At 54.6% G+C, this 21,292-nt stretch carries 15 protein-coding genes; 11 read left to right on the top strand and 4 right to left on the bottom strand.

Annotation, left to right across the window (positions count from 1 at the left end):
* Positions 1-439 precede the first annotated feature (439 nt).
* The gene (locus NSS64_RS16855) at positions 440-1,582 is read right to left on the bottom strand and encodes a glycosyl hydrolase family 8 (RefSeq protein WP_341142828.1); all 1,143 of its coding nucleotides are present in this window, start codon (positions 1,580-1,582) and stop codon (positions 440-442) included.
* A 246-nt stretch (positions 1,583-1,828) separates the two neighbouring features.
* On the opposite strand from NSS64_RS16855, the gene NSS64_RS16850 reads away from it, so the two are divergent.
* Complete coding sequence (locus NSS64_RS16850) at positions 1,829-3,625, top strand: family 43 glycosylhydrolase (RefSeq protein ID WP_341140876.1); 1,797 nt, start codon at positions 1,829-1,831, stop codon at positions 3,623-3,625.
* A gap of 50 nt (positions 3,626-3,675) precedes the next feature.
* Positions 3,676-5,103: a family 43 glycosylhydrolase gene (locus NSS64_RS16845; protein ID WP_341140875.1), complete on the top strand. Its 1,428-nt coding sequence runs from the start codon at positions 3,676-3,678 to the stop codon at positions 5,101-5,103.
* A 119-nt stretch (positions 5,104-5,222) separates the two neighbouring features.
* On the opposite strand, the gene NSS64_RS16840 is transcribed toward NSS64_RS16845, so the two are convergent.
* Positions 5,223-6,116: a helix-turn-helix transcriptional regulator gene (locus NSS64_RS16840; protein WP_341140874.1), complete on the bottom strand. Its 894-nt coding sequence runs from the start codon at positions 6,114-6,116 to the stop codon at positions 5,223-5,225.
* Positions 6,117-6,235: 119 nt separating this feature from the next.
* Between NSS64_RS16840 and NSS64_RS16835 the strand changes: the two genes are divergently transcribed.
* A complete protein-coding gene (locus tag NSS64_RS16835; protein ID WP_341140873.1) occupies positions 6,236-8,662 on the top strand; it encodes a glycoside hydrolase family 31 protein in 2,427 nt (808 codons plus the stop codon).
* 45 nt (positions 8,663-8,707) lie between these two features.
* On the opposite strand, the gene NSS64_RS16830 is transcribed toward NSS64_RS16835, so the two are convergent.
* On the bottom strand, positions 8,708-9,577 hold the full coding sequence (locus tag NSS64_RS16830) for an AraC family transcriptional regulator (protein WP_340992314.1): 870 nt from the start codon (positions 9,575-9,577) through the stop codon (positions 8,708-8,710).
* A gap of 132 nt (positions 9,578-9,709) precedes the next feature.
* On the opposite strand from NSS64_RS16830, the gene NSS64_RS16825 reads away from it, so the two are divergent.
* Genes NSS64_RS16825 through NSS64_RS16810 form a run of 4 tightly spaced genes read left to right on the top strand, consistent with a single transcriptional unit; the run spans position 9,710 to position 14,848 of the window.
* Positions 9,710-10,546 (top strand): amidohydrolase family protein, encoded by an 837-nt coding sequence (locus NSS64_RS16825; RefSeq protein ID WP_341140872.1) that lies wholly within the window; start codon positions 9,710-9,712, stop codon positions 10,544-10,546.
* Positions 10,547-10,566: 20 nt separating this feature from the next.
* Positions 10,567-11,526: an aldo/keto reductase gene (locus NSS64_RS16820; RefSeq protein ID WP_341140871.1), complete on the top strand. Its 960-nt coding sequence runs from the start codon at positions 10,567-10,569 to the stop codon at positions 11,524-11,526.
* A complete protein-coding gene (locus NSS64_RS16815) occupies positions 11,526-12,545 on the top strand; it encodes a zinc-binding alcohol dehydrogenase family protein (protein WP_341140870.1) in 1,020 nt (339 codons plus the stop codon). Before NSS64_RS16820 ends, NSS64_RS16815 begins: the two co-directional genes overlap by 1 nt.
* A 56-nt stretch (positions 12,546-12,601) precedes the next feature.
* Positions 12,602-14,848, top strand: coding sequence for a glycoside hydrolase family 95 protein (locus NSS64_RS16810; RefSeq protein ID WP_341140869.1), 2,247 nt, complete (start codon positions 12,602-12,604; stop codon positions 14,846-14,848).
* Positions 14,849-14,880: 32 nt separating this feature from the next.
* On the opposite strand, the gene NSS64_RS16805 is transcribed toward NSS64_RS16810, so the two are convergent.
* The gene (locus tag NSS64_RS16805; RefSeq protein ID WP_341140868.1) at positions 14,881-15,504 is read right to left on the bottom strand and encodes a hypothetical protein; all 624 of its coding nucleotides are present in this window, start codon (positions 15,502-15,504) and stop codon (positions 14,881-14,883) included.
* Between the two features lie 405 nt (positions 15,505-15,909).
* Between NSS64_RS16805 and NSS64_RS16800 the strand changes: the two genes are divergently transcribed.
* From NSS64_RS16800 to NSS64_RS16785, 4 genes are all read left to right on the top strand, one after another.
* On the top strand, positions 15,910-17,592 hold the full coding sequence (locus NSS64_RS16800; protein WP_341140867.1) for an extracellular solute-binding protein: 1,683 nt from the start codon (positions 15,910-15,912) through the stop codon (positions 17,590-17,592).
* Between the two features lie 111 nt (positions 17,593-17,703).
* The gene (locus NSS64_RS16795; RefSeq protein WP_036693453.1) at positions 17,704-18,690 is read left to right on the top strand and encodes an ABC transporter permease; all 987 of its coding nucleotides are present in this window, start codon (positions 17,704-17,706) and stop codon (positions 18,688-18,690) included.
* A 14-nt stretch (positions 18,691-18,704) separates the two neighbouring features.
* Positions 18,705-19,616 (top strand): carbohydrate ABC transporter permease, encoded by a 912-nt coding sequence (locus NSS64_RS16790; RefSeq protein WP_036724944.1) that lies wholly within the window; start codon positions 18,705-18,707, stop codon positions 19,614-19,616.
* Positions 19,617-19,746: 130 nt separating this feature from the next.
* Positions 19,747-21,279 carry a response regulator transcription factor gene (locus tag NSS64_RS16785; protein ID WP_341140866.1) on the top strand — a complete coding sequence of 511 codons (1,533 nt, stop codon included), beginning with the start codon at positions 19,747-19,749 and terminating at the stop codon, positions 21,277-21,279.
* The last annotated feature ends 13 nt before the right edge of the window (positions 21,280-21,292 follow it).

The following is a 21,292-nucleotide window of genomic DNA, read 5'->3' as shown; positions in this document are numbered from 1 at the left end:
GTAGAAGTTGGCTAAATGAATTAATCAGGTGCAGAAGTACACCTGATATCGGTAGAAGTTGGCTAAATGAATTAATCAGGTGCAGAAGTGCACCAGATATCGGTAGAAGTTGGCTAAATGAATTAATCAGGAGCACAAGTGCACCAGATATCAGCAGAAGTCGGCTAAATGAGTAAATCAGGTGCAGAAGTGCACCTGATATCGGTAGAAGTTGGCTAGATGAGCGAATCAGGCGCACAAGTGCACCTGATATCCGTAGAAGTTGGCTAAATGAGTGATTCAGGTGCAGAAGTGCACCAGATATCAGCAGAAGTTGGCTAAATGAGTAAATCAGGAGCAGAAGTGCACCTGATATCGGTAGAAGTTGGCTAAATGAATTAATCAGGAGCAGAAGTGCACCTGATATCGGTAGAAGTCGGCTAAATTTAGTTAGTTTCTTTTACAAGTAAATTCGATAATTCCCGCTCAGCGCCAGCATGGTGAAGAAGTATAGACAGTTGTCGTAATACCGCCGTTCTCCGGTGCGCAGCGGGGTGTCCCAGAATAGCTTGACGAAATGACCGGCATCCGGGCCATCGGCGGCAAGCGAGGCCATGGCCAGAGTGGATAGCAGGCCGACCGGATGCAGGGACAGCTCGTCGAACGGCTGGCCGTCAATGGTATACCGCCGGTAATCAGCCGGATCGATATCGCGGAAGAAAGCCTGAATGCGGTTAGACTGCTCTACCTGCCAAGGATCGCAGCGGAACCATTCATAATCCAGCCCGATGTTGGCGGCGACCCGGTAAGCATCACTGAAGAAGTGGCGGAAGTCGCCATGCGGTTGAGGTTCCGCCGGAGTTCCGTCATAGTTGGCGTACTCCGGCGACAGCCCGGTAACCGGGTGGCAGGCCAGGTGTAGGTAATCCCGACTCTTGTTAGCCGCATCCTTCCAGAACGCCCCGTCTGCTTCATCCGCTTCCAGCGCAAACAAATCATAGAAATGCGGCAAATGATAGGAGGGATCGCTGAACGGAGTCTCCGGGATGAACTTGATCAGCCGGGTCGCCGGGTCCCACATCGGATCGCCTTCCCCGTCTTCTCCCTTGTGCACACAAGCGCGGAGAATGATTCTGGCCTGCTCGGAATAATTGAACGGCGCGGCTCCGTCACCCCAGCGGCGGGAAGCGAAGAACAGTGCCATCGCGAAGAACTCCTCTCCATCCGGCGCGGGACCGGGAGACAGCCGTGTACCGTCCAGCTTACAATGCCAGGCGAAATAATCCTTGTAACGGCCTTCCGTATGCTGCATGAATACCTTGGCGAAATTCCAGAGCCGGTCGAACTCCTCCTTTTTATCCATCTGAACCGCCATCATCATCCCGTAGGACATGCCCTCTGTGCGCACATCGGTATTACCTGTATCTACGATATAACCCTTATCATCATCCATAGTATGATAGAGCCGGACATCAGGGGCGCCGTAGAACATCTCGTTCCAGGTATCTTCCAGCCGCTGCTGAATCGCCTCCGGACGCAGTCCGTTCTCAAGGAACAGATTTCTGTACTCTCCAGTGTAAAAAGACCCCTCTGTAGTATTCATCATAACATCCTCCAGGTGAATTTTATTTGGCCCAAGTATACCATAAGCGGCAGTATAGAGATTAAAGCGTTTTCCAGATATTTTATAGACGATTCCGGCTCCGGCCCATAATCTAAGGATAGATCAAGCTTAGGTGTCTATATGTCATGGACTTCACGCCAAAAGCTTCTCTATACTGATAGGGACATGCTGCAAGATGAATAACAAGGTAAGGGTGATAGAGCTATGAATGAGGTGGCAGAGCTAATGAAGCTTACAGTCTACACGCGCGTTCCGAACCAGGATTACACCGGGTCTCTCGCCAACAGTGTTCATATGGCCTGTGCAGATGACCCTAACGAATTTCAGCCGCTGAACCGGAACTATGGCCTATTATTTGCCGTGGCCACCGTGGATGAGAAGAATGTGATTCATGAAAAAGGACTCAAAAACCCCTATCTGTTCCGCACACAGGATGGTGCTTTCGGGATGATTGCGGTAAGGATTGACGCCTCGGGGGAGGATGACAGGGAGAGCAGGGGGCAGATTCTGCTGTGGACCTCGCCGGATCTGGTGACCTTCGATGCTCAGCGGCTTGTCCGGCTAGACCATGAACGGTATGTAAAAGAAGCCGTCTGCGCACTGGACAGCACTGGCGGGTATGAGATCCGCTGGAAGGACAACGACGGCAACTATTATGTGAACCGGCTGGCTGACCTGCGGAAGCCGGAAGGGATCTCGCCGCCGGAGCCTGCGGAAGCCTTCACCGCAGAGCGGCCCGCCCAGCCGCTGCCCGGAACCCGTCCGGGGAATGTGCTGACCGTGGATGGCCCCACCGGCCGCAAGGTCCAGGCGGCCTGGACCCCGGTGCATAACACCGGTATTCGCGTGGCGGAGCAGGTCAGTGTCCACTCCGCCGCCGAATTGGCAAAGGTCAGAGCCACAGCGCTATATTCGGACGGCTCCACTGCCGATAAGCGGGTGGACTGGGATACCGCAGGGATTGATTTCACCTTGCCAGGAACTCATACCATACAGGGCAAGGTAGTTACTTACGACTTGCCGTTCCCGTTAGCAAGCGGCTATGCAGACCCTGTAATTCTCCCCTGGAACGGCAGGTATTACTTCCTGGCTACCAATGACAATGTCAATAATATCGGCATCTATGTCCGCGTGGCAGATACTTTACAGGACTTATTCGCTCCGGGCTTCCAGGAAGCCGTTATACTGGACCTGAATGAGGAGCTGAACTTCATCCAGACCTTCTGGGCACCGGAATTCCATGTCATCGGCGGGGAGCTGTACATCCTGTTCGCTGTTGGCGGCAAGGTATGGGGACCGCAATGCCATCTGATGAAGCTGAACCCCGGCGGCGATATTATGAAGGCCGGAGATTGGAGCACGCCGGTCCGGGTGAAGCGGATGGACGGTACTCCTTTGGCCGCAGACGGCATTACGCTGGATATGACTTATTTCAAGGTAGACAACACCTCATGTGTTGTCTGGTCTTACCGCAAAGGAATCGGAACGCCGCTGGATACCGGCTCCATGCTGTATATCGCCACTGTAGATGAAGCGAACCCGGCGGTATTAACCAGTGAGCCGGTGCTGCTGTCGCGTCCGCTGCTCGGCTGGGAGAATGTTCAGGGCACCATCAACAACGAAGGCCCGTATCCGCTCCTTACGGAAGATACCGTGTACATTGCCTATTCCGGCGGGGCGGCAACAGGGTATACCTATGCGGTAGGCTGGTTAAGCATTCCACGGGGCGGCGATGTTCTGGATGCCGGTGCCTGGAGCAAGGCGGCTACGCCAGCACTTTCTTATTATTCGCTGGATGGGGTGTACGGCCCGGGGCATAATTCCTTTTTCCAGGATACAGACGGTACTATGCTAGTTCTCTACCACGGGGAAGAGCAGCTGGTGAAGCATGGAACGAGATGCTCGGCGATCCACAGAGTCCATTACAACAGTAACGGCGTACCCTTGCTCGATGTGGCCGGGGATAGAGATGTACACCCGGATTACGCCGAGTGCACGATACAGGTGACTGTGCTTGCTTAGCCGGGCACCTCTTACAACGACAATCTATATAACAAATGGAGGATGTTAGAATGACACAACAACAAGGATTTAACCCCTATCTGCCTTCCTGGGAGTATGTGCCGGATGCGGAGCCTTATGTTTTTGAAGGAAGAGTATATGTCTATGGCTCACATGACCGGTTCAACGGCCACGCCTTCTGTCTGAACGACTATGTCTGCTGGTCAGCGCCGGAGGACAATCTGGGCGATTGGCAGTATGAAGGTGTGATCTACCGGACGACAGATGATCCGCTCAACCCGGAAGGCAGCATGTGTCTCTATGCACCGGATGTGACGCAGGGACCGGACGGGCGCTACTATCTCTACTATGTACTGGACAAGGTTCCTGTCGTATCGGTAGCGGTCAGCGATAAGCCGGGCGGTAAATACGAATTCTACGGCTATGTCACCTATAAGGACGGCACGCGTCTGGGCGAACGGGAAGGCGATGAGCCGCAGTTTGACCCCGGGGTATTAACCGAAGGAGACACCACTTACCTGTATACCGGCTTCTGCGGATACGGCGACAAGTCCAGACACGGCGCGATGGCTACCGTACTGGGTCCCGATATGCTTACGATTATTGAGGAGCCTGTGTTCGTTGCACCGAGCCAGCCTTACAGCCAGGGGACCGGATTCGAGGGCTATGAGTTCTTCGAGGCCCCTTCCATCCGCAAAAGAGGGGATATCTACTACCTGATCTACTCCTCCATCTCCATGCATGAGCTGTGTTATGCCACCAGCAGTCATCCCACCCGGGATTTCGTGTATCAGGGAGTCATTGTGAGCAACTGTGATCTGCATATCGATACGTATAAGCCTGCGGACCAGACGATGTATTACGGCGGCAATAACCACGGCAGCATCGTGGAGGTTAATGGAGCGTGGTATATCTTCTATCACCGGCATACCAACGGGACCGCGTTCTCGCGCCAGGGCTGCATCGAGCCGATTACGTTCCGTGAAGACGGCACCATCCCGCAGGTGGAGATTACAACCTCAGGCCCGAACGGCGGCCCGCTGGAGGGACGCGGAGAATATCCGGCCTACCTGGCCTGTCATTTGTTCACCAAGGATCAGGAGATGTATACCGGAGGGTTTGGCAAGATGGGTGCCTGGATGGACAGCCGGTTCCCGAAGATTACCCAGGACGGCAGAGACGGCGAAGAAGAGGTTGGCTATATTGCCAATATGACGGAGTCGGCGACCGCGGGGTTCAAGTATTTTGACTGCAAGGGGGTTAGCCGGGTCTCCATCAAGGTGCGGGGATATTGCCATGGGGAGTTCCAGGTGAAGACGGCTTGGGACGGGCCTGCGCTTGCTTCCATTCCGGTAGGCTTCACGAATGTCTGGAAAGAATATGCTGCGGAAGTGGCGATTCCGGACGGCGTGCAGGCGCTGTATTTCACGTATACCGGAGGCGGCGGCGCGCAGTTTGCATCGTTTACGCTGGAGTAGACAGTAATAGCTGTCGGCAGATTCTCAATAAGCACAGCAACAAGGCAGCAGCCGCCGGGAATTCTCCGGTGCTGCTGCCTTGTTGTTCGTATGGTGGTGCGCACGCTCTGAGCCCGCAGCTACACGCCGGAAGAATACCGGGCCTTGTACTCTGAGGGGGTCATGTTCATATAATGCTTGAACCATTTGGTGAAATAGCTGACATGCTGGTAGCCCGACTCCAGCGCAGCCTCCAGCACGTTGTATGATCCGCTGCGGAGCAGACTGGCCGCCTGGCTGATGCGGATATAATTCAGATACTCCATCGGGCGCATCCCTGTCTGAGCCTTGAAAAACTTGCAGAAATGCGAGCGGCTAAGCGATACCACGGAGGCAAGCTGATCCAGCTCCAGCCGGTCGCGGGAATGCGTCTCCATATAGCTCAGCACCTCCCGGATCTGCCGGTTATATTCCCGGCCGTGCCGGGTCTCCGCCGCCGGGTTCATTGCGGTCAGCCCATATTGATAGCTGTCTGCAATGAACAGCAGCAGGAGCGCCTTCAGACTCATTTCGTATGCCCCGGACTTACGCTCATAGCGGCTTAGCAGCTCCCTGATTAGCTGAACCAACGGGGAGTGGGCGGCATCTGCAGCAGATAACAGAGCGGGAAGCCGGACCTTCCCTTGCAGGACGGGGTCCAGGAACAGCTCCTGTACCCGGTCGGGCTGCGGCGAAGACAGCCAGGAGCCCTTGAACACGATGGAATAATAACAGGTGCCGCCCATGGCGGTGTCCATGCCCGAATGAAGCTCGCCGGGATGAACGATCAGGGCATCTCCTGCCTGGATGGCGAACTCGCGGCTCTCAATATAGAAGGTAGCGCGGCCTTCCGCCAGATAGATCATCTCCATCTCGTTATGCCAGTGCACGGGAAGAATGGAATGCACGCGGGCCTGATGCTCCACCCGGTAGATATGCAGCGGGAATTCCGGCTGGCCGTGCAGCTTGTTCTCCCGGTAACGGTGTTCGTACATGATGCCCTCCTCTAAATCGCTATATTGTGATGATATCGCGCAAATATATGGTAGATGAACCGCTAATAATAATAATATCATTATCATCAGAGGAAGTCATAAGGAAGGGTGAAACCATAATGAAACTGATAGCTGTTCAATCCGGCGAGGCTGGCGTAAGGCTGGAGACTAGTGAGGGAATGATGCATATTGGCTGGTGTACGCCGGGGATTGCCAGAATCCGCTATACGCTGAATGCTGAACTGAGCGGTAAAGAAAGTCTGATGGTGGTACGCCGGACAGAAGCAGAGAATGTAGCTTGCGCGATTACAGACCTGCCCGGCCATCTGGAGATCTCAACGGCGCAGCTAACGATTGAAGTGGATAAAGAGACCTGTGCGTTCAGCTATAGAGCTGCGGACGGCACACTGCTGACACGGGAGCCGGCCAGAGGCGGCAAAACCCTGGAGCGCACAGAGGTCTATCATACGGTATTCGATGCTTCGGCAGACACGGTAGAGACCGGACAGGGTGCGGACGGGCTGCGTGCCAGAGCGGAGGGCGTTAACCGGAGGCTGGACCGGGAGGCTTTTCACACGAAGCTGGAATTCGAATGGCAGGAAGGCGAAGCTCTGTACGGACTTGGCTCCCATGAAGAGGGGATGATGAACCTCCGGGGACGGCAGCAATACTTGTACCAGCAGAATATGAAGGCGGTTGTACCGGTACTGGTGTCTACACGCGGCTACGGGATTTTGGTAGATTCGGGGTCTTATATGACTTTTCATGACGATGCCTTTGGCTCGTACCTCTGGAGCGATGCGGATGAAGAGATGGATTACTATTTCATTTATGGTCCGGAATTCGATCAGATTACGGCGGGAATCCGCTACCTGACCGGAGATGCGCCAATGCTGCCGAAGTGGTCCTTCGGGTATGTGCAGTCCAAGGAAAGATACGTCTCCCAGGCAGAACTTCTTGCCACTGTGCAAGAGTATCGTGAACGTTCGCTTCCCCTCGACTGTATCGTGCTCGACTGGCAGTCCTGGACGGGTAATCTGTGGGGGCAAAAGACTTTTGATCCTGAGCGCTTCCCCGATCCCTCGCAGATGATGGACAGCCTGCACGCTATGAACGCCAAGCTGATGGTATCCATCTGGCCGATTATGGGCGCGGGCGGGGAGAATCATGAAGAGATGAAGGCACGCGGCTTCCTGCTCGGCAATCAGGCGACGTATGACGCCTTCTCGGAGGAGGCTCGTGCGCTGTACTGGAAGCAGGCCAATGAAGGACTGTTCGCCCACGGCATTGATGCCTGGTGGTGCGATTGCACCGAGCCGTTCGAAGCGGACTGGAAGGGCGCGGTGAAGCCGGAGCCGGAGCAGCGGCTGCTGATTAATACGGCAGAATCGAAGCGGTATCTCGATCCGGGCTTGATCAATGCCTATTCTATGCAGCACTCCAAAGGGATCTATGAAGGCCAGCGTGCAGCGACCTCAGCGAAAAGGGTGATCAATCTGACACGCTCCGCGTTCGCAGGACAGCACCGTTACGGCACGATTACATGGTCAGGCGATATAGCCGCCAATTGGGAGACGCTGAGGAAGCAGATTGCAGACGGCCTTAACTTTTGCGTGACCGGTTCGCCTTATTGGACTTTGGATATCGGGGCGTTCTTCGTGAAGAATTCCAAGGAGCAGTGGTTCTGGAGCGGGGATTATGACGAAGGTGTTGCGGATCTGGGCTACCAGGAGCTGTATGTCCGCTGGTTCCAGCTCGGGGCCTTCCTGCCGATGTTCCGTTCGCATGGCACGGATACGCCGAGAGAGATATGGCAGTTCGGCCAGGAGGGGGAGCAGATGTATGACACGCTGGTGAATTATCTGAAGCTCCGTTACAGGCTGATGCCATACATCTACTCCCTGGCCGGAGCTGTGGCACACCGCAGCTATACTATGTTCCGTGCGCTGGCCTTCGATTACCGGGAGGATGTGCAGGTCCATGCCATCGGCGACCAGTTCATGTTCGGTCCGGCCTTCATGGTGGCTCCTGTCACAGAGGCCATGTATTACGGTCCCGGCTCCCGCGAGCTTGAGGGGGTTCTTAAGCAGCGCCGGGTCTACCTCCCTGAAGGAGAATGGTATGATTATTGGAGCGATGAACGGCTGGAGGGCGGCGTTACGATTGAAGCCAAGGCGGATCTGGAGACGCTTCCCCTGTATGTCCGCGCCGGGTCCATTGTTCCGCTCGGCCCCGACGTTCATTATACGGATGAACAGCCGGAGGCGGTGACGAGGCTCAAGGTATACGGCGGCAAGGATGCAGCCTTCACCCTGTATGAAGATGAAGGCGATAATTATAATTATGAGACCGGCGCCTATGCCATGATAGAGCTGAGCTGGTGTGAAGCGGACCGCAGCCTGACGATCGGGAAGCGGGCCGGAGACTATGCCGGAATGCAGGCGGTAAGGCAATTTGCCGTAGAGCTGGCCGGTTATGCGGGAAGCCGCATTGTCAGTTATGAAGGGGAAGCTGTAACCGTCCGCGAAGCGGATCTTCAGAGCTAAGGCTTCATTCGATGTGTGACTCATTGTACGCTTGATAGAGAAGCTCTAGTAAGCTCTGTTACTCTTGCGGTAGGCGGCGGGTGTCATGCTGGTGATTCTTTTGAACGTACGGTAGAAATGGGGCAGGCTCTCGAAGCCGCAGGCCATGGCAATCTGCTCGATGGTGCCGCTTGATTGCAGCAGGCTGTCCTTGGCGGCAAAAATCCGCTTGGTCGCAATATAATCCGTCACATTCATGCCCAGACGCTGCTTGAAGACCCGGCTGAAATGGGCCGGTGAGATATTCGCCCGCGCAGCCAGAGAGCTTAGCTCCAGCGGCTGATCCAGATGATCGTTGATATCCCTGAGCGCCTCACGGAACCACTCCGGCAGCAAGGGATTGGAAGCAACCGGCTCGGCGGCTTGCGGCAGGCAGTAGCGGTTCAGATGCAGCAGTGTAAGATGAAGCAGCAGCGTAAGCGCCTGCCCGCCGTCCGGCTGATTCTGCTCGCGTTCCCGGTGGATCGCATCGATATCATTTTGTAGAATTTCAGCATGCTCTGGAGACAGGGTATACTTGTACTGCTTGTTTGTCTTGGCAGCGTCGAACAGCTTCAGATAGGGATAAGACTCACTGTAGGTATGGTTATGAATCAGAGCCGGGCTGAAAAAAAGGGCGGAGGAGGTCACCGGCTCCTCATTGTCGGGAAATCCCCGGTGTACCGTGTTTCCGGGAACGACAATAATGTCACCCGGATGCATCTCATAAAAGGTCTGATCGATGAAAAAGCTTCCTTTGCCGCCGTATACGTAAATGAATTCGTACCAGTCATGCTGGTGGTCGGGCAGCTCGCGCTGCGGACTTTTCGTTTCCTTATAGTCCAGCAGCAGCGTAACCGGTAATTGATGGTCAAAATGCCTGCGGATCGGTTCCATGAAGTCGCCCCCCTGTGCTACATCTCTGCATTCTTACCCACATCATATCAAAATAAGGTATAGATTTGTTTGTTTTAGCTATTTTTATTCCTTTATCGGATGTTTACAATAAGGTGGAATGGAGGCGTTATCATGTATATTGATGCTCACCAGCATTATTGGAAGATAGACAGGGATGATTATGGATGGATTACGCCGGAGATTCCGGTGCTGTTCCGGGATTATCTGCCTGCTGATCTGGAGCCGGAGCTAATGAAGCACGGGATCACCCAGACGATTGTCGTACAGGCTGCGCCTACGGTGGAGGAGACGGAATACATTCTGGGACTGAGCGGGCAGGCGGATTCTGTTGCAGGCGTAATCGGCTGGCTGGATCTTGCAAGCCCTTCCTTCCAGGCGGACTTCGAGCGTCTCAACAAGCATCCGAAGTTCACCGGGCTGCGGGTGATGATTCAGGAGATGGCAGACCCCGGTGTGCTGTTGACCCGGCCTTATATAGAAGCGCTCTCATATCTTGCGGAGCGGGATGTGCCGGTGGACCTGCTGGTGCTGGCCGATCAGCTTCCGCAGCTCATTGCGATGCTGGAACAGGTTCCGGGACTGCGGGGAGTCATTGATCACCTGGCCAAGCCCCCGATTGCAACGGGTAGCCTGGAGCCGTGGAGAAGCCAAATGGCAGAGGTTGCGGGGCATCCGGGAATTTACTGCAAGCTGTCCGGGATGGTCACTGAAGCAGATCCCCAGGGCTGGACGCAGGAGGATTTCACGGCTTACGTACATGCTGTGCTGGAGCTGTTCGGACCGGGGCGGGTGATGTTCGGCAGCGACTGGCCGGTGTGCCTGATGGCGGCAACCTATGAGGAGGTTGTGGGGATTCTGCGCACAGCACTGCAAGGCCGACTGTCTGCGGAAGAGATGGAGCCGGTGTTTGGAGCGAATGCTGTTAGATTTTATAAGCTGGATTTATAAACCATAGGAGGTAGTGCAAGATGAAATACAGAAAGCTGGGCAATACGGGACTGGATGTCTCCGCATTAAGCTTCGGGGCCTCTTCGCTGGGGAGTGTATTCCGGGAGGTTCCGAAGGATGAGGCTATCCTCACGGTTCATACGGCGCTTGATCTGGGGATTAACCTCATTGACGTCTCCCCTTACTACGGTCTGATGAAGGCGGAGACCGTGCTGGGTGAGGCACTCCAGACGGTACCGCGCGACAAGTATATCCTGAGCACGAAGGCCGGACGTTACGGCGAGGGGGAATTCGATTTCTCCAGAGAGCGGATCATCCGCAGCGCGGAAGAGAGTATGGGCAGACTGGGCACAGATTACCTGGATATTCTGCTGCTGCATGATGTTGAATTCGGCTCGCTTACACAGGTGATGGAGGAGGGGATTCCGGCGCTGGAAGAGCTGAAGCAGGCGGGCAAAATCCGTTATTCCGGCGTCAGCGGCCTGCCGCTGAGTGTGTTCGAGAAGGTGCTGCCGCAGACCAAGCTGGATGTCATTCTGTCCTATTGCCATTATTCGCTCAACGATACCACACTGCTCCGGCTCCTTCCGCTGCTGGAGGAGAGCGGCACGGGACTGATGAATGCGTCGCCCATCTCGATGGGGCTGCTCAGCAACCGCAAGGTGCCGGACTGGCATCCGGCAGGAGCGGAGATTCAGGCCGCATGCCAGCGCGCCGCTGAGTATTGCAGGGACAAGGGAGAAGACATCGCCAAGCTGGCGGTCCAGTTCTCTACCGCGAACGAGCAGATTCCTACGACCTTGGTCAGCACGGCGACACCAGCCAATATCCGCAACAATATTAAGTGGACTGAAGAGCCGATCAATGAACAATTACTGGCAGATGTACGCGATATTCTGAAGCCGATCGACGGGGCGACCTGGCCGAGCGGCCGGGCAGAATGGAACGAAGCACCAAGCCGGAACGGGGAGCGCCTATAATGAAAGGAATTATTTGTGAAGAGATCGGAAAGTTCGTATTCAGGGAAGATCTGCCGGAGCCGGAGCTGCTGGATGGAGAGGCGGTGGTAAGCATCCGCCGGATCGGCATCTGCGGGACGGACCTCCACGCTTACCGGGGCAACCAGCCTTATTTCACTTATCCGCGTGTGCTGGGGCATGAGCTCTCAGGGATTATTGAGCATATTGGCGATAACCCGCAAGGGCTGCGGGCCGGTGATCAGGTCAGTGTCATTCCGTATCTGCATTGCGGAGAGTGCCGGGCCTGTCTGAGCGGTAAAACGAATTGCTGTAAGCAAATGAGAGTGTTCGGTGTTCACCTGGATGGCGGAATGCGGGAACGGGTAAGTCTGCCTGCAGGCAATCTGCTGAAGACAGACGGGCTGACGCTGGATCAGGCGGCCATGCTGGAGCCGCTGGCGATCGGTGCCCATGCGGTGCGGCGCTCCGGTGTCGGCGCGGGGGAGCAGGTACTGGTAATAGGCGCAGGCCCGATCGGACTGGGCGTAATGGCCATGGCCCGGTACGCTGGGGCGAAGGTCATTGCGATGGATGTCAATGACGAACGTCTGGCCTTCTGCAAAGGCTGGGCGCAGGCGGAGCATACGGTAAGCGCCTTGCAGGAGCCGAAGGAGCAGCTATCGGCGCTGACGGACGGCAACTTCCTGCCGCATGTCATTGATTCCACCGGCAACATCTCTTCTATGGAAGGGGCTTTCGGACTGGTCGGGCATGGCGGTACGTTGACTTATGTCGGCTTGGTCAAAGGAAACATTACCTTCAGTGACCCCGATTTCCATGCCCGTGAGATGACGGTGCAGGGCAGCAGAAATGCGACCCGCGAGGACTTCGAGCGGGTGATTAACGCCATTAGGGACGGTTATATTGATGTGGACCGCTATATTTCCCACCGCTGCTCATTCGGGGAGATGACCGGGCAGTTCGAGAGCTGGCTGAATCCTGAAACCAAGGTGATCAAGGCGCTGGTGGAACTGAATTAACGGATGAAGCTGGACTAACGGGTGGAACTGACTAACTACGAAGGAGCGGAATTGTAATGAAAAGCAAGGAACACAGCCAGCGGTTATGGTATAGTGAACCGGCACAGAATTGGAATGAGGCGCTGCCGATCGGCAACGGCCGGCTCGGGGCGATGATCTTTGGCAGGGTGGCTGAGGAGAAGCTGCAGCTTAATGAGGATTCCGTATGGTACGGAGGTCCGCGTGACCGCAACAATGAAGATGCGCTACCCCACTTGCCGAAGCTCCGCCAGCTGATTCTGGAAGGCAAGCTGAGTGAGGCGGAGGAGCTGGCGGCCATGACGATGGTGGGGCTGCCGGAAGCACAGCGCCATTATCTGCCGCTTGGCGACCTGCTGCTGTCGTTCGGCGGACATGAGCAGCCTGCTCAGGACTATCAGCGGGAGCTTAATCTCGAATCCGGTGTATCCCAGGTGAGTTATTCCACCGGCGGAGTGCGGTATACCCGTGAGCTGTTCGCCAGCTTCCCGGATCAAGCCATCGTGTTGCGGATTACCGCTGACCGGAAGAACGCAATCTCCCTGAAGGCCAGATTCAACCGCCAGAACTGGAGAATGCTGGAGAAGACCGAGAAATGGAATGACAGCGGGCTGGTGATGGGCGGAGAATGCGGCGGGCGCGGGGGCAACTCCTTCGCTGCCGTACTCAAGGTCGTCACAGAAGACGGAACCTGCCGTAACATCGGCGAATATGTGCTGGTGGAGGGTGCGAGCTCGGTTACGCTGCTGCTTGCCGCAGGAACTACGTTCCGCCATCCTGATCCGGCGCTGCATGCCAAGCGGCAGCTTGAAGAGCTAAGCAGCGTTCCTTATGATAAGCTCCTTGCCCGCCATGTCGGGGACTACCGCAGCCTATACGGCCGGACCACGCTGACGCTGCCGGAGAACGCGGAGCTGAGCGGACTGCCGACAAGTGAACGGCTGGACCGGTTCCGGCAGGGGGAAGAGGATCACGGGCTGATCTCGACTTATTTCCAATATGGCCGTTATCTGCTGATCGCCTCCAGCCGCCCAGGCTCCTTGCCTGCGAATCTGCAGGGCATCTGGAACGACAGCTTCACCCCGGCCTGGGACAGCAAATTCACGATTAACATTAACGCGCAAATGAATTACTGGCCGGCTGAACTCTGCAATCTGGCGGAATGCCATGAGCCGCTGTTCGATCTGATCGAACGGATGCGGGAACCGGGCCGGGTGACCGCCAAGGTAATGTACGGCTGTGGCGGCTTCACAGCACACCACAATACGGATATTTGGGCAGATACTGCTCCGCAGGATACGTACCTGCCAGCATCGTTCTGGCCGCTGGGAGCCGCTTGGCTGTGTCTGCATATGTGGGAGCATTACCGGTTCAGCCAGGACCGCCAGTATCTGGCGAATGCCTACGATACAATGAGGGAATCTGCACAATTCCTGCTGGATTACCTGATAGAGGATGAATCGGGCCGGCTGATTACCTGTCCGTCCGTCTCGCCGGAGAACACGTATCAGCTGCCCGGCGGGGAATCGGGCGTGCTGTGTGCCGGAGCCTCCATGGACTTCCAGATTATTGAAGCTCTGTTCAAGGCCTGCATCCAGAGCGCGGAAATCATCGGACGGGACGAGGCATTCCCCGAAGAGCTCCGCTCAGCACTGGACCGTTTGCCGGGGCCGCAGATCGGCAAATACGGCCAGATTCAGGAATGGATGGAGGATTATGAAGAGGTAGAGCCGGGGCACCGTCATATCTCGCATCTGTTTGCACTATATCCGGGGGATGCCTTCACAGTGGAGCATACGCCGGAGTTGGCGGCAGCGGCCCGTACGACGCTGGAACGCAGACTTGCCAGCGGCGGCGGACATACCGGCTGGAGCCGGGCCTGGATCATTAATTTCTGGGCGCGGCTCCAGGATGAAGGCAAGGCTTATTCGAATGTACGGGCGCTGCTGGAGCACTCCACCCTGCCTAACCTGTTCGACAACCATCCGCCGTTCCAGATTGACGGGAACTTCGGAGGAACAGCGGGCATTGCGGAGATGCTGCTGCAGAGTCATACAGAGGTTATTAAGTTGCTGCCAGCTCTGCCGGCAAGCTGGTGTGAAGGAAGTGTCAAGGGACTGCGGGCAAGAGGCGGCTATACTGTCGATTTCACCTGGACTGGTGGACTCATTACGGAAGCAGTGGTAACATGTACCGTATCCGGCCCTTGCCGGCTCGAAGGTCCAGGACTTGATTCCGTATCGTTCACAGGAGAAGCGGGCAGCTCGTATACATTCACCCGCTGAGGCTGAATAGCAGGCTGTGCGGGTGACGAATACTATACGATAGTACACTGGGATTGGCGCATTTGCGTCAATCCCTTTCTGCTGTGGTTGGCTAGAACTTCGAGCGGAGCAAGTGTAATCGGAAAACCGATCACACTCGGACCGGGAGCGGCGCGTAAGCCAAATGTAATCGAAAAACCGATCACATTGCGCAGCGCGGAGACGAGCGGGCCAAATGTAATCGAAAAACCGATCACATTTGGCAGCGCGGAGGCGAGTAAGCCAAATGTAATCGAAAAACCGATCACAATGCGCAGCGCGGAGGCGAGTGGGCCAAATGTAATCGAAAAACCGATCACATTGCACAGCGCGGAGGCGAGCGGGCCGAATGTAATCGAAAAACCGATCACATTTGGCAGCGCGGAGGCGAGCGGAGCAAATGTAATCGAAAAACCGATTACATTGCGCAGCGTGGAGGCGAGCGGAGCAAATGTAATCGAAAAACCGATCACATTACGCAGCGCGGAGACGAGCGGGCCAAATGTAATCGAAAAACCGATCACAATGCGCAGCGCGGAGGCGAGCGGGCCGAATGTAATCGGAAAACCGATCACATTTGGCAGTGGCGTAGGTGCGGGTGGGTGCGCAAGGGACGAGCCTAATGGTGAGGTGCACAAGTGCTCCCGAATCCGCCGAAAGCGAGCTCCAGCGTGAATGAGGTGTTCATGTGCTCCAGAAACCGCCGAATGCGAACTCCAGCGTGAATGAGGCGCACAAGTGCATCAGAATCCGCCGAAAGCAGGCACTCAGCGCCAATAAGATGCACAAGTGCACCTGAATCCACTGAATAATACCGCGTCCGCAAAGCAGCCAGAAGCCGAACCCCCGCAGGCACCACGCCCCCACTCACAACGGCAATTCCGCTGCCGCTTTGCAAGCAAGCGTTTTCTTTTTATGAATTTTCAGGGGGGAAGACCTATATTCTATGAATTGTAAGCGCATTCTGAAAACGTATAATTAAAGTTGTCACCAGGAGAAATTAGAAGCATAAGCGATTAGCCAAAAAGGGGAGGCATAACAACATGCACAAAACGGCAAAACGTTCAGCAGCAGCCGCTGCGGCCGGTGTATTAGCACTCACACTGGCACTGACAGGCTGTGGATCAAGCGATAATACCAGCAGCACAGGTACCAAGGATACCGCCACTGGAGGAAACGCCAGCCCGGCAGCAGCCGGAGACGACACGGCTCCGGTAACGTTCTCGGTATTCATGAATGGTCCCGGACAACAGCCAACGCCTGACAATAAGATTCTGAAGCTGATCAAAGACGAGACCGGAATCAGCTTCAACCAGGAATTCCTGGTCGGCGATTTGCAGCAGAAGCTCGGGGTCATGATTGCCGGAGGCGACTACCCGGACATCCTGTCGGGCGACGACAAATTAATCAACGCCAAGGCGTACATTCCGCTTGAGGATCTGATTGAGAAATACGCTCCCAACCTGAAGAAGCATTATGGTGCGGTCTGGAACCAGATCAAGGATGAGAGTGACGGACATATCTATGTACTGCCAAGCTATGGCGTCTATCAAGGTAAAATTACCGAGCCTACTTACCAGGGACCAGGCTTCTGGTTGCAAAAAGGTGTGCTTGAGGAAATGGGCTACCCTACTCCCAAGACCCTGGATGAGTATTTCGATCTCATTGCCAAATATAAAGAAAAACACCCGGACATGATCGGGTTCGAATCACTCAACTTTGACTGGCGCGTGTTCCCGCTGCAGAATCCCCCAGAGCATCTGTCGGGGCATCCGAATGACGGGGCCGTTATTGTAGATAACAATGTAGCACAGATTTTTGCCGACAAGGATATCTCCAAGACCTATTACAAAAAGCTTAATGAGATTAACGCTCAAGGCTTGATGGATAAAGAAGCCTTCGTCCAGAACTATGACCAGTATCTGGCCAAAGTAGCAAGCGGTAAGGTCATCGGGATGTTCGACCAGCACTGGAACTTCCAGGACGGCGAGAAATCTCTGATCTCCCAAGGCAAGCTGGAAAATACGTATATCGGCTTCCCTCTGCTCTATCCGGGCGCAGAAGAATGGTATCGTGACCGCGGAGCGGTCGGCACCAACCGCGGATTCGGAATTTCGATCAATGCCAAGGACCCTGTCCGCATTATCAAATTCTGGGATAAGATGATTACCGAGGATTGGCAGAAGACGCTTCAATGGGGCGTGAAAGGCGAAGATTATGAAGTGAACGCAGACGGCTCCTTCTACCGTACGGCTGAGCAACGGGCGAATGCAGATCAGACCAGCTGGCAGGTTGCTAACAAAATCTCAGGGATGTTCGGTTACATGCCTAAGATTCAAGGTACGTACAGCGACGGTAACGCAGCAGATGCCGGTACACAGCCTCAGGAATTCTTCGACAGCCTGAAGCCTTACGACCAGAAGATTCTGAAGGCGTACAACAAGAAATCCTGGTCCGAATTCTTCAAGGAACCGAAAGAGAACAATATCTACTTCCCTGCGTATTCCATCGTGCTTAAGGATGGTTCACCTGCACAGCTCGCACAGTCCAAACTGAATGACCTCATGATTAAGTATTTGCCGAAAGCCATTATGGCCAGCCCTGCTGAGTTCGACGGCGTGTGGCAGGATTATGTGGACAGAATCCACAAGCTGGACATCAAGGCCTATGAAGACCGGATGAATGAAGGCATTCAGCAGCGTATCGAAAAATGGAGCGTTAAATAAACCATTCAATACAGAAGTAGGAGCGGGAAATGCTGTTTCCCGCTCTTCCTAAATAGGACTGCGTGAATAGGACAACGTGGAGAGAATGATTTTTACAGGAGGGAATACAACATGTCTGATGCCGTACTGGACAAACAGGTCAAAAAACAGAAGACCCGAAAAAGCAAAATCGATCCGGAAATCGGTGTGGAACTCAGCTGGAAAACACTGAAAACACAGAAACAGCTTATTTTTATGTCCGTGCCCATTGCACTCTATCTGATAATCTTCAACTATGTTCCCATTTGGGGCTGGCTCATGGCCTTTCAGAATTACCGCCCGGCGGTGTCCTTCGGCCAGCAGGAATGGGTAGGCTTGCAGCAATTCAAGTTTTTGTTCTCTGATGATACCTTTATGCTGGTGCTTCGCAATACCATTGCGATGAGTTTTATCAACCTTGTACTGGGTACGGTTACGGCTATCGGTCTGGCTCTGCTGCTGAATGAGATCAAGCTCAAGTTCTTCAAGCGCGCGGTTCAGTCGATTTCTTATTTGCCGCACTTTCTGTCCATGGTTATCGCTGCGGGGATTGTGTCCACTTCACTCTCCATCGATGGCGGGATTGTCAATGTCGTTCTAATGAAGCTTCACCTGATTAAAGATCCGATTATGTGGCTCAGTGAAGGGAAATATTTCTGGGGCATTATCGGGGCATCGAACGTGTGGAAAGAGGTGGGCTGGGGGACGATTATCTATCTGGCTGCTATTACCTCCATCGATCCTTCCCTGTACGAGGCAGCTTCCATTGACGGCGCGAAACGTTTTCAAAAGATGCGTTATATCACGCTTCCGGGAATTAAGGCTACATTCGTTATTTTGCTGATTATGAACATTGGACATATTCTCGATGCCGGCTTCGAGCTTCAATATCTGCTGGGCAACGGACTTACGGTGGACTATTCGCAAACCATTGATATCTTTGTAGTGAAGTATGGTCTGGCTATGGGGAACTACTCGCTGGCTACGGCGGCAGGGATCTTCAAAACGATTGTCAGTGTCATTCTCGTATTCATCGCAAACAATGTCGCAAAACGCCTCGGCGAAGAGCGATTACTATAGAGGAGGAAGCCCATATGAAAGCCGGGACCAAAGGTTCAAGCCGGATTGAGCCGGTTGTATTTCATACATTCAACACGATATTTATGCTCTTTGTGGTTACTGTCACCCTCTATCCGTTCCTCCAGACGCTGGCGGTATCCTTCAATGACGGCAGTGACACGCTTACCGGGGGAATCTACCTCTGGCCCCGTGTATGGACGCTGGAGAATTACCGGGCGGTCTTTATATCAGGAACGATCTATCATGCCGCATTTATCTCGGTATCCCGTACGATTATCTCAACGGTGCTGGGTGTATTCCTTACAACGATGCTCGCTTATGCACTGGCGCAGCCGCAATATATTTTCCGCAAAAAGATCGGCCTGCTGTTCATCCTGACCATGTACTTCAACGCCGGGCTGATTCCGAACTACTTCCTGATCAAGAATATGGGCCTGCTGCATAACTTCATGGTCTATATCCTGCCGAGTCTGGTCAGCGCGTTCAACCTGATTATCATGCGGACGTATATCCGCGGGCTTCCGTTCAGCCTTACTGAATCGGCGAAGATTGACGGGGCGGGAGAATTCAGGATTTTCTGGAAAATCATCTTCCCGCTCTGTACGCCTGTACTGGCAACTGTCGCACTGTTCATCGCGGTAGGCTCATGGAATTCCTGGTTTGACACATTCCTGTATGCCTCCTCGGATATCAAGCTCAGCACGCTGCAATACGAAATGATGAAGATGCTCGGCTCCATTATGAGTGCGAACAATGATCCGTCGATGCTGGCGGGAGGCCAGAACAATCAGGTCCAGTCGCTGGTTACGCCAGCCTCCATGCGTTCAGCCATTACGATCGTTACAGCGGTTCCGATTCTGTTCGTCTACCCTTTCTTGCAGAAGTATTTCGTGGTAGGATTGAACCTGGGTAGCGTAAAAGAGTAATTGTCACTACGTATTATATAAGGAAAATATGTATACTATAACCGTTTCGGGTACAGCCGAAGCGGTTTCTCCTGTTCCATCACGGGGAGTCCTGCCGGGCTCCAACTACTTATATAAAGATGGTGATTCCATGCTTAAGGTACTGTTTGCCGACGATGAGCCGATTATGCTGGAGGGGCTGCGCTTTCTGGTGGACTGGAAGGCACTCAACTATGAAGTATGCGGCGAGGCGCTGGACGGGGAGGATGCGCTGCAGCTGATTCACAGCACCCGTCCTGATCTGGTCATCACCGATGTGCGCATGCCGGTTATCGACGGCCTGGAGCTCATTCGAAGAGCCTCTGAAGGCGATTGCCGTCCGAAGTTTATTATTTTTAGCGGCTATGCTGACTTTGAGTATGCCAAGCGGGCTCTGAAATACGGAGTCTCCAACTATTTGACCAAGCCTCTGGATGAAAAGGAGCTGACGGAGGCGCTCCATACAGTAACCGAACAGATTCTTAAAGAACACAAGGCCTCCTCGCGGCGTGACGCGCTCTCGGCTCTGATGCAGGAGGATACGGTATCCCGGCTCCTGATGCGGGAGAATTCGCAGGAGGAGCAGGAGAAGGGCCTGAATATGCTGGGGATCGGCCCTGCCTCGCGGCTATGCTGTGTCCTGGTCCATGGAGCCGCGCCGGACAGCCTGCAAATGCGCAAGCAGGTCGCCGCCATGAGCGGCAAGGAGCCGCTGCGCGGCATTTCAGTCTATCCGTTCACCGCAGGCAGCGGGAAGCACGGGTATCTGCTGGTGTCACCGCAGGAAGGGCCGGCGCTTGACCGGACCTTGCTTACCCGGTGGATGGAGGAGATGCGGCCGCTGTACACCACGCCGGTCTTTTTCGCGGCAAGTCTCCAGCATCAGGGCAAGGAGGCTCTGAATACGGCATACCGTGAGGCGCTGGCTGCTGAGCTGTGCAGGCACGATACCACGGGCAGCGAGGCCGCCGGCTTCTTCGAGAAGCAGGATAAGACGCAGATGGCCATGCTTCCGGCAGAGCTGAGACGTTCGCTGCTGCAATCTGTCACCGAAGGGAAGGCTGAACATCTTACTGCGCAGCTTGGCGAGGTGTTCAAGATTTTCTCGGCGGAGGTGGCTTCGAGCTCCTGGATCGATGCTTTTCTGGCCAATATCAAAGCAGAGCTGCTACGTGAAATTACCGCCAGAGGGGGAGACTATGCACAGTGGGTGCAGAAATGGTTCCCGTCACGGCATACGGCCAATTGTCTGCCGCTGCTTGAGCGTCAGATCGAGGAGGAGCTGTGTGAGGCTGCCGAGTGGTTCGCAGCGGCTGCGGACGGCAGGGCGGAGGATCAGATCGTGGCCGCAGCGATTGAGTATGTCCGAGGGCATTATCAGGAGAAGCTGAAGCTGCAGGATATTGCGAAGCATCTGCATGTGAATTCCGCCTACCTGGGACAACGGTTCAAGAAGCATTACGGCAGCTCTTTTAACGACTATCTCCATGAATTCCGCATTGAAGAAGCCAAGAAGCTGCTGCGCCGGACCGATATGGGGATTTCCGATATCTCAAGCAGAGTGGGCTATTCAGATGCCGATGTGTTCGCCGCCAAGTTCAAGGCACTTAACGGAGTTACACCTTCCGTGTACAAGAAGAGTTAATTCATGAGGAAGG

This window comes from Paenibacillus sp. FSL H8-0122, from assembly GCF_038005345.1.
Classification (GTDB): domain Bacteria; phylum Bacillota; class Bacilli; order Paenibacillales; family Paenibacillaceae; genus Paenibacillus_AQ.
This window is presented reverse-complemented; position numbering and strand designations above follow the sequence as displayed.